This window comes from Streptomyces sp. SLBN-8D4 (assembly GCF_049739545.1).
GTDB classification, from domain to species: Bacteria; Actinomycetota; Actinomycetes; order Streptomycetales; family Streptomycetaceae; genus Streptomyces; species Streptomyces canus_C.
This window is the reverse complement of the sequence record NZ_JBMGQC010000001.1, coordinates 3,616,258-3,631,858: the sequence shown is the minus strand read 5'-3', so window position 1 is coordinate 3,631,858 and position 15,601 is coordinate 3,616,258. Positions and strand designations below refer to the sequence as shown.

General features: G+C 70.3%; 14 protein-coding genes. 7 read left to right on the top strand and 7 right to left on the bottom strand.

Annotated elements, in window-relative coordinates; all coding sequences use genetic code 11:
• The first annotated feature begins 268 nt into the window (after positions 1 to 268).
• The 6 genes from RKD20_RS16055 to RKD20_RS16030 all read left to right on the top strand — a co-directional run bounded on the left by RKD20_RS16055 (position 269) and on the right by RKD20_RS16030 (position 4,946).
• Positions 269 to 955, top strand: coding sequence for a transglycosylase SLT domain-containing protein (locus tag RKD20_RS16055; protein ID WP_020119652.1), 687 nt, complete (start codon positions 269 to 271; stop codon positions 953 to 955).
• Between the two features lie 7 nt (positions 956 to 962).
• Positions 963 to 1,628, top strand: coding sequence for a transglycosylase SLT domain-containing protein (locus RKD20_RS16050; RefSeq protein WP_424878322.1), 666 nt, complete (start codon positions 963 to 965; stop codon positions 1,626 to 1,628).
• A gap of 133 nt (positions 1,629 to 1,761) precedes the next feature.
• Entirely contained in the window at positions 1,762 to 3,099 is a 1,338-nt protein-coding gene (locus RKD20_RS16045) for an AI-2E family transporter (protein WP_424878321.1), read from the top strand.
• A 154-nt stretch (positions 3,100 to 3,253) separates the two neighbouring features.
• On the top strand, positions 3,254 to 4,072 hold the full coding sequence (locus RKD20_RS16040; RefSeq protein WP_424878320.1) for a MarR family transcriptional regulator: 819 nt from the start codon (positions 3,254 to 3,256) through the stop codon (positions 4,070 to 4,072).
• 42 nt (positions 4,073 to 4,114) lie between these two features.
• Positions 4,115 to 4,513 carry a roadblock/LC7 domain-containing protein gene (locus tag RKD20_RS16035; protein ID WP_424878319.1) on the top strand — a complete coding sequence of 133 codons (399 nt, stop codon included), beginning with the start codon at positions 4,115 to 4,117 and terminating at the stop codon, positions 4,511 to 4,513.
• Between the two features lie 4 nt (positions 4,514 to 4,517).
• On the top strand, positions 4,518 to 4,946 hold the full coding sequence (locus RKD20_RS16030) for a hypothetical protein (RefSeq protein WP_424878318.1): 429 nt from the start codon (positions 4,518 to 4,520) through the stop codon (positions 4,944 to 4,946).
• A gap of 22 nt (positions 4,947 to 4,968) precedes the next feature.
• Here the strand turns inward: RKD20_RS16030 and RKD20_RS16025 are convergent, their stop codons facing one another.
• The 5 genes from RKD20_RS16025 to RKD20_RS16005 form a co-directional block, all read right to left on the bottom strand.
• Complete coding sequence (locus RKD20_RS16025) at positions 4,969 to 7,335, bottom strand: FtsX-like permease family protein (RefSeq protein WP_424878317.1); 2,367 nt, start codon at positions 7,333 to 7,335, stop codon at positions 4,969 to 4,971.
• Positions 7,332 to 8,018: an ABC transporter ATP-binding protein gene (locus RKD20_RS16020; RefSeq protein ID WP_424878316.1), complete on the bottom strand. Its 687-nt coding sequence runs from the start codon at positions 8,016 to 8,018 to the stop codon at positions 7,332 to 7,334. The genes RKD20_RS16025 and RKD20_RS16020 overlap by 4 nt, the downstream gene beginning before the upstream one ends.
• The gene (locus RKD20_RS16015) at positions 8,015 to 8,539 is read right to left on the bottom strand and encodes a PadR family transcriptional regulator (RefSeq protein ID WP_020119660.1); all 525 of its coding nucleotides are present in this window, start codon (positions 8,537 to 8,539) and stop codon (positions 8,015 to 8,017) included. Before RKD20_RS16015 ends, RKD20_RS16020 begins: the two co-directional genes overlap by 4 nt.
• A gap of 117 nt (positions 8,540 to 8,656) precedes the next feature.
• Entirely contained in the window at positions 8,657 to 8,911 is a 255-nt protein-coding gene (locus RKD20_RS16010; protein WP_424878315.1) for a hypothetical protein, read from the bottom strand.
• A complete protein-coding gene (locus tag RKD20_RS16005; RefSeq protein WP_424878314.1) occupies positions 8,908 to 9,825 on the bottom strand; it encodes an SPFH domain-containing protein in 918 nt (305 codons plus the stop codon). Before RKD20_RS16005 ends, RKD20_RS16010 begins: the two co-directional genes overlap by 4 nt.
• Before the next feature lie 238 nt (positions 9,826 to 10,063).
• Here RKD20_RS16005 and RKD20_RS16000 point away from each other — a divergent pair, with 238 nt between their 5' ends.
• Entirely contained in the window at positions 10,064 to 12,409 is a 2,346-nt protein-coding gene (locus tag RKD20_RS16000) for a transglycosylase domain-containing protein (protein WP_424878313.1), read from the top strand.
• Between the two features lie 48 nt (positions 12,410 to 12,457).
• Here the strand turns inward: RKD20_RS16000 and RKD20_RS15995 are convergent, their stop codons facing one another.
• Both RKD20_RS15995 and fomD read right to left on the bottom strand, forming a co-directional pair.
• Positions 12,458 to 14,581, bottom strand: coding sequence for a SpoIIE family protein phosphatase (locus RKD20_RS15995; RefSeq protein ID WP_424878312.1), 2,124 nt, complete (start codon positions 14,579 to 14,581; stop codon positions 12,458 to 12,460).
• A 295-nt stretch (positions 14,582 to 14,876) separates the two neighbouring features.
• The gene (gene fomD / locus RKD20_RS15990) at positions 14,877 to 15,569 is read right to left on the bottom strand and encodes a cytidylyl-2-hydroxypropylphosphonate hydrolase (RefSeq protein ID WP_424878311.1); all 693 of its coding nucleotides are present in this window, start codon (positions 15,567 to 15,569) and stop codon (positions 14,877 to 14,879) included.
• Positions 15,570 to 15,601: the final 32 nt, after the last annotated feature.

The window sequence follows — 15,601 nt, the reverse complement described above, 5'->3', positions numbered from 1 at the left end:
CCCGGCGTCCGGTTACGGCAGAGTCTCGGTTCTGTCAGGCCCCGCATACGGCACACCTGTACCCCCAGCGGTACGGCACCACAGCAACACCACGACCAACTCCATACCGTCCGTCGTATGCCGCCCGCGCACCACGCGGCGCTCCTCGCAAGGGAGTTGCCCACCGGGCCCGCGCCTCCCGTGACCCCGTTAGTTGGGAGGCCAGTGTCCAGGGGCACGATTGCGTCCGCCAGGGTCACCGAAGCGGGCGATGCTGGAAGGAAACCGTGTGAGCCCGATTTCGGTCCGGGGATTCGCAGTGGCCTCCGCCACCGCGGTCACCGCTGTAGGCAGCGTTGTCGGAGTCGCCTCCGGCAGTGTCGCGCAGCCGAACGACGCCGAGGCGACGGCAGCCGACACGACGACGCTCCTGGCGGACATCCCCGCGGGTGAGCAGGCTCAGGTGCAGACCGCGTCCCTTACGCAGCAGGCCGACTACCAGGCCATCGCCGCGGACGCGAGCGCCAAGAAGATCGCGGAGGAGTCGGCCCGCAAGGCCGCCGCCAAGTCCGCGATCGAGAAGAAGGAGGCCGCCGAGCAGGCGGCCAAGGAAGCCAAGGAGCGCGCCGAGGCCAAGGAGAAGGCCAGCAGGAGCTCCTCCAGCTTCCCGGTGCAGAGCTCGTACACCGTCGCGCAGATCCAGGCGATGGCGTCCTCGATGGTGCCGAGCGGGCAGTTCCAGTGCTTCAGCAACATCGTGGACCACGAGTCCAGCTGGAACTACCGGGCCGTCAACGCCTCCTCGGGCGCCTACGGTCTCTTCCAGGCCCTGCCGGGCTCCAAGATGTCGTCGGTCGGCGCCGACTGGCAGACCAACCCGGCCACCCAGATCAAGTGGGGCCTCAACTACATGGACAGCCGGTACGGCAGCCCCTGCGAGGCCTGGTCGTTCTGGCAGGCCAACCACTGGTACTGAGCCGGACATGAGCCGGACCTCCGCACGTGGACTCGCCGTGGTCTCGGCCACGGCGGTCACCACTGTCGGTGCCGTCATGGGAGTCGCCCAGGCGGGCACCGCGCAGTCCGCCGGCGACGCCCAGGCACCGGTCGGCGACGCGACGCTCCTCGCGGACATACCCGAGGGCCGGCAGGCCCAGGTACAGACGGTCGCGCTGACACGGCAGGCCGACACGCAGGCCGTCGCAGCGGACGCCGTCGCCAGGACATCGGCGGAGGAAGCGGCCCGCAAGCAGGCCGCCGAGGCCGCGGTGGCCAAGCGGAAGGCCGCCGAGGAGAAGGCGAAGAAGGAGCGCGAGGCCAAGGCCGGCTCCGGCGTCTTCCCGGTGCAGAGTTCGTACACGGCCGCGCAGGTCCAGGCGATCGCGCGCCAGATCGTGCCCGGCGGGCAGTTCCAGTGCTTCAGCAACATCGTGGACCACGAGTCCACCTGGAACTACCTGGCCGTCAACCCCGGGTCCGGCGCCTACGGCCTCGTCCAGGCCCTGCCGGGCTCCAAGATGGCTTCGGCCGGCGCCGACTGGCGGACCAATCCGGCGACCCAGATCAAATGGGGCCTGAACTACATGAACGTCCGGTACGGCAGCCCCTGCGACGCCTGGGCCTACTGGCAGGCCCACGGCAACTACTGATCACGGATCGCCCCGGCCGCTCAACCCCCCGCAGCTCCTCCCCGTCCTAGGGGGAGGAGCTTTCGCCATGTACGGTCGGACCGGACGACTCCAGGGGGGAGTGGTGAGGAGAGACGGGGGAAGAGGACGGATCATGTCGCGAGTGCCAGGGTGGATCGGCCGGCTCGGTGCCCGGCTGACCGATGTGGGAGAGCGGTTGGACGAGCGCCGCGCCGAGGTGGCCCGCGAGGAGGCCGACGCCGCCGAGCCGCCCGAGCGCAAGCAGCGGAAGCCGGCCACCACCGCCTCCCGCCCGCCCGTCGTGCTGGTGCCCCGCCCCGACCCGGCGCAGGCCGTGCCGTGGGGTGTACGGGTCGCCGCCGAGGCCGGCTGGCGGCTCCTGGTCCTCGCGGGCACCGTCTGGGTGCTGATGCGGGTCATCAGCTCCGTACAGCTCGTCGTCTTCGCCTTCGTCGTCGCCCTGCTCATCACCGCGCTGCTCCAGCCGACGGTGGCCCGTCTGATGCGGCACGGCGTCCCGCGCGGCCCCGCCACGGCTCTCACCGCGATCCTCGGCTTCGTCATCATCGGGCTGATGGGCTGGTTCGTGACCTGGCAGGTCATGGAGAACATCGACGACCTCTCCAACCAGATCCAGAGCGGCATCGACGACCTGCGCAACTGGCTGCTGAAGAGCCCCTTCCACGTCACCGACAAGCAGATCAACCAGATAGCCAAGAACCTGCGCGAGGCGGTCGGCGCCAACACCGACCAGATCACCTCGGCGGGCCTGGAGGGCGTCCAGGTCGTCGTGGAGGCCCTCACCGGCATCCTGCTGACCTTCTTCTCCACTCTCTTCCTGCTCTACGACGGCCGGCGCATCTGGAACTGGACCCTGAAGCTGGTCCCCGCGGCCGCCCGCCCCGCCGTGGCCGGCGCGGGTCCGCGCGCCTGGCGCACCCTGACCGCCTACGTCCGCGGCACGGTCCTGGTGGCCCTCATCGACGCCGTCTTCATCGGCATCGGCATCTACTTCCTCGACGTGCCCATGGCCGTCCCGCTGGCCGTCTTCATCTTCCTGTTCTCGTTCATCCCGCTGGTGGGCGCGGTCGCCTCCGGCGCGCTGGCGGTGCTCGTCGCGCTGGTGACCCAGGGCGTGTTCACGGCGGTGATGACCCTCGCGGTGGTCCTCGCCGTCCAGCAGATCGAGGGCCACATCCTCCAGCCGTTCATCCTCGGCCGCGCCGTGCGTGTCCACCCGCTCGCGGTCGTCCTCACGGTCGCGACGGGCGGCATGGTGGCCGGTATCGGCGGCGCGGTGGTGGCCGTACCGCTGGTGGCGGTGACGAACACGGTGGTGAGCTACCTCAAGGGGTACGCCGAGGAACAGGCGGCGCCGCCCGAGCCCGAGGACGAGGTCGTCACCGGCGAGGAGAGCGCGGCGGAACCGCCTCAGGGCCCTGAAAAACCTGCCTCGGATTCGGTCAATTGAGCGCCGAACACAATGTTTTGAGCAGCCCGCGAACTCAACTTCCGTCAACTAGAGGCAGGTAGCGAACCCGCCCTCGGAATATGCGCCCGGACTGATACACCTTCCCTCCTCAGCGCTACGCGTCAGGCGTGTGTGCGAGACGGCGGGGGGTGCGATGTCGGGCCACGAACACCTGGCTCAGGCCCTGGCCGCGTGCGGGCGCGACGGTTTCACCGGAGAGCTGCGGATCACCGGGACACCGGGCGGCACCTTCCACTTCGGGGACGGCCGGGTGGTCGCCGTGGAGTCGCCCGGCGCCCCGGGGCCCGAGGCGCTGCTGCTGCGCTCGGGGCGGGTCAGCGGCGAGCAGTGGGCCGAGCTGGTGCGGGAGTCGGGCGGCTCGCGCTGGCCGGTCACCGCGCTCATCGCGCACGGTTACGCGGGGGCCGCGCAGCTGAGGGTGGTGTGTGCGCTGGCCCTCCACGACGCCGCCTTCGCGATGGCCGCGGGCCGGCTGGAGGAGTGCGAACGCCACGCCACCGCGGAGCCGTTCGCGCAGGTCCCGGTGGGTGAGCCGCCCCTGCGGCTGCTCCAGGACGCGCTCCGCAGACTCACCGCCCTCGCCGCCCTGCCGCACCCCGTGCACCCCGACCGGGAACGTCCCGTGCGCTCCGGCACGGACAGCGGATCCGGGTCCCTGCGGCGCGAGTTGCTCACGCACGCCGACGGCCGCAGCACCGCCCGCGATCTCGCCTTCCGGGTCGGGCGCGGCGTCTACACCGTGTCGGTCGAGGTGGCCCGCATGCTCGACGAAGGGCTCCTGGTGTGCGCGGGACCGCCGCCGCCCGTCGCGGTCCGCTCCCTCCCCGAGGGCGACGAACTGCGGCCCCGCAGGCCCCCGCCCGTGGAGCCGCCCCCGCCCCCGGCGCGAACCGATCTGCCCCGCCGGAAACCCGGCAATTTCTTCCGCCTCCGAAACGGAACACCCACATGAAAAAGCCGATCAGACGCGATCAGAATCAGGGGAGTTGACTCTATGGATCACCAAGCTCTGGCGCTCGAAATGCGCGGTCTGCGGGAACAGGTCACCGGAATCACGGACACCGCCTTGGCCGCCGCGGACGGGCTGCTCATCGCCGCGGACACCGCCGACTCGATAGACCCGGAGGGGCTCGCCGCGCTCGCCGCGGCCGGCCTCGGCCTCGCCCGGCGCACCGCGCAGGCGTCCGCCCGCGGCACGCTGCGCCGGACCGTGACGTACGGCAGCCACGGCTGCGCCGCCTTCTACGCCGTCGGCGACACCGCCCTGATGGTCGTGCTCGGCGACGAGGGCATGGACTTGGACCACCTGCACCGGGCGACCCAGCCGACCCTGAACCGGATCGGCTCGATCCTCACGGACAAGGCGACCGAGAAAGCACCAGAAGGAGTCTGAAGGGATGGCGACGAAGCGTATGACCCCAGGTTTCTCCGACCAGGTGATGGGCCTGGTCAAGTCCCTGCGCACCGATGCCCCCGACTGCGTCGCGTCCGGTGTGGTCGACATGTCCACCGGCATGCTGCTGTCGTACGAGACGGTCGAGAACCACCCGCCGGAGGTCCTGGACCTCCTGGCGGGTGCGACGCTCGACCTCTTCCAGGGCCGTACGGTCGTGATGATCGAGGACGTCTTCAAGGAGCGTCGCGGGATGGCCAGTGACAACCACTTCTTCCAGGAGATCCTGGTCAACAGCGAGAACCTCACGCACCTGTTCGTGCGGATGAACGAACAGCAGGACGTCGTGGCCGTGGTGGTGTGCCGCAAGTCGGTCAACGTCGGCATGCTGTTCGCCCAGGTCCGGCGGGTGGTGAAGGAGTACAGCCTCTGAGCGGACGCCCGGCTGCGGGCGGCTACTCCGTCCGCAGCCCGTCCGGCCGCATCAGCCGCAGCAGCGGCGGCAGGCTCAGCAGGGTCACCACGAGGACGACCCCGGCCGCTACGCCGGTCATCGACAGCACACTCGGCCAGTCCACCCGGACCGTGGTGTCCGTCATCCTCATCAGGACCGCGCCCAGTGTCAGCCCCACCACCGAGGCCAGCAGCAGCCCGAGCGTGATCGGGATCGCCGTCTGCCACAGCACCGACAGGCTCAGGGTGCGCCGCCGGGTGCCGAACGCGACCAGCGCCGACAGCAGCTTCTTGCGCTCACGCAACTGCTCCAGCTGGGAGACCAGCAGGCTCGCCCCGATCAGGGCCAGCACACAGGCGGCGCCCACGAACAGGCCGGTGCGGATGGTGGAGTACTCGTTGTTGCGCTTGACGGACACCCAGGTCATCGGCTCCTCGAGCGGGTTGATCCGGGCGGCCGTGTTGCGGACGTACTCGCGCGCGTCCGGCAGCGAGTCGTCCAGCCGCAGATAGATCTCTCCGCGTACACCCGCCGCGGCCTTCGCGGGGAAGGCACCCGGGGTGATCAGGATTCCGACGCGCCGATAGCCCGTCGGGTCGGCGATGGACTGCGCCTGCTTGACGGTCTTCGGGACCGTCCAGACGACGGGGCTCTGCTTCTCCGTGTCCTCGGAGGTTTCGAACCAGAGCTTCTTGCCGGGCCGGGTCGCCACGGTCGACTCGTCGTCGGCGTTCTGCCTGGAGGTGGAGTCCTCGTCCGTCCCCGGCGCGACATGGGAGGTGAAGACGTCGCCGTCGCGGCAGGAGGGCAGCTTGGCCACCTCGCGCAGGGACGCGCAGTCGGCGACGGTCACCCGGGCCCAGCCCGCGTTGTCGCCCGGTCCGTCGTTGACGAAGCCCTCGTTGAAGGCGTACGCCCGCCGGACGCCCTTGGTCTCGGCCAGTTCCTTCGCGGCCGCCGCGAGCGTCTTCCCCTCCGGGACGCTCACCTGCATCTGCGCCCGCGAGACGTCGTGGCCGGTGCTCTTGGTGTAGTCGCTGTCCGTGCCGGCGAACAGCATCTGCAGGGCGATCGCCCCGGCCACCGCGACCGCGATGCCGTTGACCATCCGGGCCGCCGTACCGCTGCTCAACTGGAGCCTGCGCACAGCAAGTTGCCAGGACAGACCGCCCGCGCCCAGCCGGGCCACGACCGCCTCGACTATCCACGGCAGCAGCGCGGTCACGCCGACCAGCAGCAGTATGACGCCGCCGGTGACGAGGTACTGGTTGAAGTCGCCGCCGTCGCGGCCCTGCCCGATCATCGGGTAGAGCATCGCGAGTCCGGCCAGCGGCACCAGCAGCCGCCACCACAGCCGGCGCCGCGCGGGCTTCGCCGTACGCACCACGCCGAGCGGCTCGATCACCACGCCCCGCAGGGCGAGCAGCGTCACCAGCACGGCCGCCGCGGGCACCGCGACCGCGACCAGCAGGGCCAGCAGCGGCGAGGGGTTGAGATAGCTCGGGAACACGCTCTGCCCGAACACCTCGATGGAGCCCGCCACTTCCCGGCCGATCAGGAAGAACCCGGTGCCGAGGACGAGTCCGAGCACCGCGCCCGCCAGCGCCTCACCGGCGGCGATCCGCCGGGTCGAGCGGCCGTCGGCGCCCACCAGCCGGAGGGCAGCGAGGCGTCGGTCGCGCCGCTCGCCGCCGAAGCGGACGGCCGCGGTGATGAACACGGCGACCGGCATCAGCAGCACCACGAAGACGACGAGGACCAGCAGCACCAGCACCGGGTCGCTCTGCGACTCGGTCGGGTTCGGGTTGCCGAACCGGTCGATCCGGGTGAGCCGGGCGCCGTCGACGTCCTGGGCCGCGAGTCCGTCCGCGCCCCGGTAGAAGGCCAGTTCGTGGGAGCCGATCAGTCCGCTCTCGCCGATCGTGCCGACGATCCGGTCCGGCAGCCGCTCCCGCAGGAGCTTGCCGTCGTCCGACTCCAGCAGGCTCTTCAGCGCGGGGGAGGTGACCATCTCGCCGACCGCCGGGAACTTCCCGACCCCCGGCGGCAGCGGGGCGCGCGCCCCCTCGGGCTGCACCTCCCGGCCGCGGATGTCCGTGTCCCTGAAGGTGGTCGAAGCGTTCGCGATCAGAAGGGTGTTGTCGGCCTTCTTCAGGGTCGGCTCGTTGTAGGTGATGTCCGCGCGGGCGTCACCGCGCTCGTGCCGCACCGCGAGCGCGCTCGGCAGGGCGGTGGTCAGCAGCAGCAGCGCCACCCCGAGCCCGACCCCGACCGCGGTCAGCAGCGCCCGGACCCACCCCTCACGTCCGCCCGCGAAGGCGAACCGGACCCCCATGGCGAGGTCTCGCCACCACTGCCTGAGAGTCATACGACCCGCTCCATGTCCCTGGACTTTCCGTCCCGTACGACGATCTCGCGGTCGGAGTAGGCGGCGACCCGCGCCTCGTGCGTGACGAGGACGACGGCCGCGTTGGTGGACCGGGCGGCCTCGGTGAGCAGTTCCATGACCCGCTCGCCGTTGAGGGAGTCGAGGGCGCCGGTCGGCTCGTCGGCGAAGAGCACGCGCGGGTTGGTCACCAGGGACCGGGCCACGGCCACGCGCTGCCCCTGACCGCCGGAGACCTCACCGGGCCGCTTCTTCCTCAGGTCGTCGACCTCCAGGCGCTCCATCCAGCCCAGCGCGGCCTTCTCGGCCTCCTTGCGGGAGGTGCCGTTCAGTCGCAGCGGCAGCGCCACGTTCTCCACGCAGGTCAGCTCGGGGACGAGCTGCCCGAACTGGAAGACGAAGCCGAACTCGGAGCGCCGCAGAGCGCTGCGCTCGGAGTCGTTCATCGTGGCCATCTCCCGGCCGTTGTACAGGATCGAGCCCGAGTCGGGCGGGACGATCCCGGCGAGACAGTGCAGCAGGGTCGACTTGCCGGACCCGGAGGGGCCCATGACGGCGACGACCTCGCCGGGGTGGATGGAGAAGTCGGCGCCGTCGAGCGCGACGGTCGGACCGTACGCCTTGCGCAGCTTGTCGGCGACGAGCAGGGAACCGGCCGGGGTCACTTGACCACCACCTCCGCGAGCTTTTCGAGACGCGCGGCGGTCAGCTCCAGCCAGCGCAGGTCGGCTTCCAGATGGAACAGGGCGTGGTCGCAGATCAGCTGGTCGGCGAGGTCGCCCTTGCGCTTGCGGTCCGTGAGGATGCGCATCATCCGCAGATGCTCGGCGCGCTGGTTGTCGAGGATGTCGCCGGCGTCCCGGTGCGTGAGCAGCGCGAGGACGACCTTGGTGTACAGCGTGGACTGGAGATACGGCTCGGGCTTCTCGGGCGTCGCGAGCCACCGCTGTACGTCGGTGATCCCGGCGTCCGTGATGGCGTACCGCTTGCGCTCGGGGCCGCCGCCGGGCTCGATCCCGTCGACTTCGACGAGCCCGTTCTTCAGCAGCCGCGACATCGTCGAGTAGACCTGGCCGTAGTGCAGCGGCCGGTCGTGACCGAACTTCTCGTCGAAGGCCCGCTTGAGGTCGTAACCGTGGCGGGGCCCGGACTCAAGGAGCCCTAGGAGGGTGTGACCGATGGACATGAAGAGGACTGTACATGCGGTGTATACCCAGCATGTATACGCGGAGTGTGTAGAGGGGAGTCACGGGGTGAGCAGCCGCAGGTGAGGGCCGATTGTCACGGTTCTGCTACGCGCGCTCTACGTGTTCCCGGGGTCCTTGGGCGGCCGTCCCCGGCGTGGCAGCGGTCCGGTTTCCCCGGGCAGCCGGCCGGCGTCCTTGAGGGCCTTGCGCAGCAGGAACTCGATCTGCGCGTTGGCCGACCGCAGCTCGTCCCCGGCCCACCGCGCCAGTGCCTCGTACACCAGCGGGTCCAGCCTCAGCAGCACCTGCTTGCGCTGCTGAGGCCGCCGCTCGGGGGGGCCGCCCTCAGAAGGTGCGGAAGGTGCCGTCACTGGTAGAGCGTCCCGGTGTTGAGGACCGGCTGCGGGGCGCGGTCGCCGCACAGCACCACCATCAGGTTGGACACCATCGCCGCCTTGCGTTCCTCGTCCAGCTCCACGATGTCCCGCTCGGTGATCCGGGCGAGCGCCTCCTCGACCATGCCGACCGCGCCCTCCACGATCTGCCGCCGCGCCGCGACCACCGCGCCGGCCTGCTGCCGCTGGAGCATCGCCGAGGCGATCTCCGGCGCGTAGGCGAGGTGCGTGAAGCGGGACTCTATGATCTGCACGCCGGCCGACTCCACGCGCGCGTGCAGCTCGCCGGCGAGCTTCTGGGTGATCTCGTCGGCGTTGCCGCGCAGCGAGAGCCCGTCCTCCTCGTGGGCGTCGTAGGGGTACTCGATGGCGATGTGGCGTACCGCCGTCTCGGTCTGGGTGGCGACGAACTTCACGAAGTTGTCCACCTCGAAGGTGGCCTGCGCGGTGTCCTCGACCTTCCACACCACGACCGCGGCCAGTTCGATCGGGTTGCCGTAGGCGTCGTTGACCTTGAGGACGGCGGTCTCGTGGTTGCGGACCCGGGTGGAGACCTTGGTCCGGGAGGTGAAGGGGTTCACCCAGCGCAGACCGTCCTGGCGGATGGTGCCCTTGTAGCGTCCGAAGAGCTGGACGACCCGGGCCTCGCCCGGTGCGACCGTGTTCAGGCCGCGCAGCGAGATGAGCGCGACGATCAGCACGAGGACCCCGCCGACGGCGAACCCGGGGCTCTCCCCGCTCGCGGCGAACAGGAAGACGGCGAGCAGCAGCCCGACCAGGCCCAGCAGCAGCGCGAGCGCGCCGCCGATGCTGTGCGCGGCGAACTCCCGCACGCGCGGGGCGGGCATGTCGGGTGTGTCTGCGGCGGGCGCGGAATCTTGTGCGGACATGGAGGGTCCCCCGTTTCGTGGACTAGCTCTCTTTTAGCTAAGTGATATCACTTTACCCCCTCCCGGCAACCTTGAAGCCCGCTCGGAGGTCTGGTTCCGAGGAGGCGGGTGCTGATTCTCACGCCCGCCAGGGGCCCGATCGAATGCCCGGTGTCATATAGACCGGTGTTAGCTTTCTGAGCTGACCTGTGCCACGAACCTGAGTGGCCGCCGATGAGGAAGCGGAGCGAGTCGACCCATGGGACGAGCGGAAGAGAGAAGAGCACGTCAGCGCGGTGGCCGCCGCGCGGCGCCGCCCACGCGCTCGTCCGGGACGCCGAGCGAGGGCATCGCGACCGGCGGCAGGGCCGCGGCGCGCAAGGCCGCCGCGCGGGGCAAGAAGGGCGGGAAGAAAGGTAAGAGCGGCATACGCCGGCTCTTCACCTGGAAGAAGCTCCTCGGCACCTTCCTCGGCTTCTGCCTGCTCGGCATCGGCGCCTTCGTCGTGATGTACATGATGATCGACGTGCCGAAGGGCAACGCGAAAGCTCAGGAACAGAGCAACATCTACAAGTACAGCAACGGCTCGGTCATGGCCCGTGAGGGCGACACCAACCGCGAGATCGTCGACCTCTCCGAGGTGCCCAAGCCGGTGCAGCGCACCTTCGTGGCCGCGGAGAACAAGACCTTCTACACGGATGCGGGAGTCGACTTCAAGGGCATCGCCCGCGGACTGTTCAACACCCTGTCCGGCAAGGGCAAACAGGGCGGCTCCACGATCACCCAGCAGTACGTCAAGAACTACTACCTCGACCAGGACCAGACCGTCACGCGCAAGCTGAAGGAACTGGTCATCTCGCTGAAGGTGGACCGCGAGACGCCCAAGGACGACATCCTCGCGGGCTACATCAACACCAGCTACTACGGCCGCGGCGCCTACGGCATCCAGGCCGCCGCGCAGGACTACTACCGCGTCGACGCCAGCAAGCTCAGCGTCCAGCAGGGCGCCTATCTCGCCGCGCTGCTCCAGGCCCCGAGCCAGTACGACTGGGCGGCCGCCAGCGACACCGGCAAGAAACTGGTCACGGCCCGCTGGAACTACGTCCTGGACAACATGGTCAAGCAGGGCTGGCTGGACAAGACCAAGCGGGACAAGATGACGTTCCCGTTCCCCAAGGAGCCCAAGGCCGCCCCGGGCATGGAGGGTCAGAAGGGCTACTTCATCAAGCTCGCCAAGCAGCAGCTCGAGAAGCAGCTGGTGGCCAAGGAGGGCATCACCCAGGACGAGGCGGAGGCCCGGGTCGAGAACTCGGGGTGGACCATCACCCTGAACATCGACAAGAAGAAGCAGGTCCAGCTGGAGAAGGCGGTCAAGACCCAGCTGACCAGCCAACTCGACCCGAAGAAGCGCAAGGTCGACCGGAACGTCCAGGCCGGTGCCGCCTCCGTCGACCCCAGGACGGGGAAGATCGTCGCCCTGTACGGCGGCTCGGACTACACCAAGCACTACATCAGCAACGCCAACCGCACCGACTACCAGCCCGCCTCGACCTTCAAGCCGGTCATCCTCGCCGCCGCCCTGGAGAACGCCTCCGAGACGCAGGACGGCAAGGCGATCGGCGCCAACACGATCTACGACGGCACCAGCAAGCGTCAGGTCGTGGACAGCAACGGCAACAAGGTCGGCTTCGGTCCCGAGAACGAGGACGACACGGACTACGGCAAGGTCACCGTGCAGACGGCGATGGACAAGTCCATCAACTCCGTCTTCGCGCAGATGGGCGTGGACGTCGGCATGGACAAGGTGCTGTCGACGGCCACCAAGCTCGGCATGGACACCGGCAAGCTGAGGCCGCTGCCGGCCTACACCCTGGGCACGATGGGCGCGAGCCCGATCCAGATGGCCGGTGTGTACGCCACCCTCGACAACCACGGCAAGCAGGTCACGCCGAGCATCATCAAGTCGGCGGAGCAGGGTGGCACCGAGTTCCGGCTGCCCGACCCGATCGGCGAGCAGGTCATCAGCCGCGAGGCCGCCGACACGGTCACCTCGGTGCTGACCGGCGTGGTCGACGACGGTACGGCCAAGAAGTCCGTGCAGCAGAACCCGGCCCGCGACGGCCGCAAGGTCGCCGGCAAGACCGGTACCTCCGACGACAACAAGTCGGCCTGGTTCACCGGCTACACCCCGGACCTGGTCACCTCGGTCGGTCTGTTCGGTGAGGACTACAAGACCCACGGGCAGAGCAAGCTGTACAACACGGCCGGCCTCGACCGCGTCAACGGCGGTGGCTTCCCGGCGCAGATCTGGGCGGCGTACACCTTCGGCGTCGCGGGCAAGAACACCAAGTTCGACCTGGACACCGACCAGGGCGCCGCGGTCCAGCCGTCGTGGACCCCGACACCCTCGGCGACTCCGTCGGAAACTCCCTCGGAGACGCCCTCGGAGACTCCGTCCGAAACCCCGTCGGAGACGCCCTCGGAGACTCCGTCGGAGACCCCGTCACAGTCGCCGTCGCAGAGCGCGCCGACCGGTCAGCAGAGCACTCCGGTCGGGACATCGACCTCACCGCTGAACCCGTTCGACCCGAACGCCGGCCAGTAGCGAAAGAGGGAGGGCGCCCGGTGACCACCGGGCGCCCTCCCTCGTTTCCTAGCCCCTGTTGAGCTCGAACCACACCACCTTGCCGGTGCTCAGCCGAGTGGCCCCCCACCGCCGGGCCAGCCGGTTCACGAGGTAGAGCCCGCGCCCGCCCTCGTCGGTGGCCCGCGCCTGCCGCAGGCGCGGCAACTGCGGCACGTCGTCACCGACCTCGCACCGCAGCACATCGGTCCGCAGCAGCCGAAGCGTCACCGGCCGCGTCGCGTACCGCACGGCGTTCGTCACGACCTCGCTGACCAGCAGCTCGACGGAGTCGGTCAGATCCTCCATGTCCCAACGGGACAGCGCCCGCCGCGCCAGCCGCCGGGCACGGCCCGGTGCCGCGTCCTCCGGCTCCAGGAACCAGTACGCCACATCGCTCGGCGCGATCCCGTCGAAACGGGCCGCGAGCAGCGCGATGTCGTCGTCCCGGTCGCCAGGACCGAGCATGTCGAGCACCTCGTCGCACAGCGCCTCCAGCGGCGGCGGATGATCCGGCCCCGTCAGCTGCGCGGTCGCGGCGAGTTTCTCCCGCAGCTGCTCTATCCCGGTCCACACGTCCCGCAGCCGCGACTCGACGAGCCCGTCGGTGTACAGCAGCAGGGTCGCCCCGGCCGGCGCGTCCAGTTCCACGGCCTCGAAGTCCACGCCTCCGACACCGATCGGCGCGCCCGGCGGCACCCGGAGCACCTCTGCCCGGCCGCCCAGGTGCAGCAGCACCGGCGGCGGATGGCCGGCATTGGCGATGGTGATCCGGTGCGAGACCGGGTCGTAGACGGCGTAGAGGCAGGTCGCCATGCGGTCCGTGCCGAGCCGCTGGGCCTGCTCGTCGAGGTGGTGCAGCACCTCCTGCGGGGGCAGGTCGAGCCCGGCCAGCGTCTGGGCCGTGGTCCGCAGCTGGCCCATGATCGCCGCCGACGTCATGGAGTGCCCCATCACGTCACCCACGACCAGCGCGACCCGGCTGCCGGGCAGCGGGATCGCGTCGTACCAGTCACCGCCCACCCGGGCCGTCTCGGCCGCCGGCAGATAGCGCGAGGCCAGCCGTACGCCGGTGGGCCGGGGGAGCGTCTCGGGCAGCATGGTGCGCTGCAGCTCGTCGGCGATGTACGCCTCACGGCCGTAGAGGACCGCCTTGTCGATGCCCAGCGCGCTGTGCGTGGCGAGCTGGGCGGCCACGAGCAGGTCGTCCGGGTCGAAGGGGACGCGGTCGGGGCGGCGCAGGAACAGGGCGGCGCCGATCACCCGGCGCCTGCCGCGCAGCGGGGCGAGGATCGCCCGGCGGCCCGACGGCACGGCGAACTCACAGCCCTCGCCGAGCAGTTCCGGCAGCGCGGCGTGGGCCGCGGGCGTGTCCGTGAAGACCGGCCGCACCCCGCGCAGCACCTCGGCGAGCGCGCTGCCGGGCTGCACCTCGCACAGTTCGGTGCCGAGCGCGTCCAGTTCGGTCGGGTTCTCCGGCACCGGCACCGGCAGGATGCCGTCCTCCAGGTCCCGTTCCTGCTGCGGGATGCGGTCGCTGCGCCGCAGCCGGAGCACGAGGGGGCCGGTGGGCCGCTCGTCGCCGACGGGCAGCGGATCGCGCAGATAGACGAGGATCGCGTCCGAGAAGGTCGGCACGGTCGCCCGGCACAGACCCATCACGATCTCGTCCAGGTCGATGCCACGGGCGATCCGGCGGGTGGCTGCGCCCACGAAGCGCAGCCGGTCACCGTCGCGCCGCATGGGCGTGGGCCGGCCCGGGGGAAGCCCCTGGCCGGTACGGCGTTCGTCGGCGCTCTGGGGCGGCCGCTCGTCCTCGCCGCCCGGCTGGACCGGCACCGCGTCGGTGACGGGCCGCGGGCGGTGCGTGTCCGGCTCCGCTGCGGCCGGCTGGGAGTGCTCGGGGCCGGTACCGGCCGGGTTCATGCCCATGTCCTTGTGGTTGCCGGTCCTCCCGGTCGTGCTGTTGCTGCTCTGGACGACGGGTGCCGCCTCCGGCGCGGGGTCACCGGAGCGGGCCTGGACGGGTAAAGCGGTCGGCGCCTCGACGCCCTGGGCGGGCGGTGGCGCCGGGGAACGCAGGAGCGCCCCGCGGGGGTCCGTGGGGTCGACGCCCGGCTGGGGGCGTTCGAAGGAGGTCAGGTGCTCCGTCACGCGTGTCGAATCCGTCCGTCCGGGGCTGCACGCCGTACGCGCAGTTGGTCCCGCCGAAATCCCGATACCCGGAATACGTGTCCCAGGAACGGAATTCCCGCGTGGTCAGGGGCTGTTCCTGCGTTTTTGGTCAACCTTCCGCCGCCCGTACCGGTGTTGCCCTCGTACCCCACGCTCACGTCCTGCCGCCCCTCGGTGACCATCGGTCAAGCACAGTGCCCGTTCCGGTAGTTGTCGCTGCGCGCTCTTGCGGAGGACGATCCTACGTTTGCAGCCCGGGGGCGCATCAAGGGTCTCATGAGGACAAGTGCGCGGGCGTACGGTCCCAGTCTTCCGGAAGGAGCGGAACAGTCCAGGACGGATCGGGCCGCCAGTCGGGCCAGCCGTCCGAGAACGGCGGGCCCCAGGCGCGGATCACCTCCACCGCGGAACGCCCCGCCGCCCGGACCTGTTCGGCCAGGTCCGGGCCCATCAGTCCGTCCCGCTGGGCCTGCGCGAACTCGTCCTCGTCCCGCCACTGCCAACCGCGCTCCGGGTCCACGGTGATGTCCAGGAAGTGGTCCTCCGAGTCCACACCCCCGGCCCAACGCGTCAGCGGCTCCTCGAGGTTCACGTACCAGTTCTTGAAGCGCCAGCCCGGCTCCCAGAACAGCCACACCGACCACGGCAGCCCCGGCCGAGCCAGCTTCAGCACCCCGGTGCCGAACCAGCGGTCCCGCTGGACCGAACGCGGCTTGGTGTAACGGGACTCCAGCGGCTCGGCGTGCACCGGCGTGCCGTCGGCCAGCACCGGTCTCACGCACTCGGTGCCCGGTGCCAGCCACACGGCGAGCAGGTCCTCGTCGTCGCGTACGACCGTGACGGGGCGGGCGATGTGGACGTGCGCGCCCGCGTTCTCCCGGTACCGCCACAGGATCTGACTCCCGGGCTCCCAGAAGTGCGCCGACGTACCCGCTGCCACCGCTCTCACCGCTCCACCGTCTGCCATGAACAGATATTAGGTGCCATAGGCATACGACG

Excerpts from the sequence above, each read along its gene's own strand:
- RKD20_RS16015 (WP_020119660.1), bottom strand. The coding sequence starts at position 8,539 with ATGTCCATCGGTCACACCCTCCTAGGGCTCCTTGAGTCCGGGCCCCGC.
- fomD (WP_424878311.1), bottom strand. The coding sequence starts at position 15,569 with ATGGCAGACGGTGGAGCGGTGAGAGCGGTGGCAGCGGGTACGTCGGCG.
- RKD20_RS16000 (WP_424878313.1), top strand. The coding sequence starts at position 10,064 with ATGGGACGAGCGGAAGAGAGAAGAGCACGTCAGCGCGGTGGCCGCCGC.
- RKD20_RS16050 (WP_424878322.1), top strand. The coding sequence starts at position 963 with ATGAGCCGGACCTCCGCACGTGGACTCGCCGTGGTCTCGGCCACGGCG.
- RKD20_RS16040 (WP_424878320.1), top strand. The coding sequence starts at position 3,254 with ATGTCGGGCCACGAACACCTGGCTCAGGCCCTGGCCGCGTGCGGGCGC.
- RKD20_RS16035 (WP_424878319.1), top strand. The coding sequence starts at position 4,115 with ATGGATCACCAAGCTCTGGCGCTCGAAATGCGCGGTCTGCGGGAACAG.
- RKD20_RS16005 (WP_424878314.1), bottom strand. The coding sequence starts at position 9,825 with ATGTCCGCACAAGATTCCGCGCCCGCCGCAGACACACCCGACATGCCC.
- RKD20_RS16045 (WP_424878321.1), top strand. The coding sequence starts at position 1,762 with ATGTCGCGAGTGCCAGGGTGGATCGGCCGGCTCGGTGCCCGGCTGACC.
- RKD20_RS16025 (WP_424878317.1), bottom strand. The coding sequence starts at position 7,335 with ATGACTCTCAGGCAGTGGTGGCGAGACCTCGCCATGGGGGTCCGGTTC.
- RKD20_RS16030 (WP_424878318.1), top strand. The coding sequence starts at position 4,518 with ATGGCGACGAAGCGTATGACCCCAGGTTTCTCCGACCAGGTGATGGGC.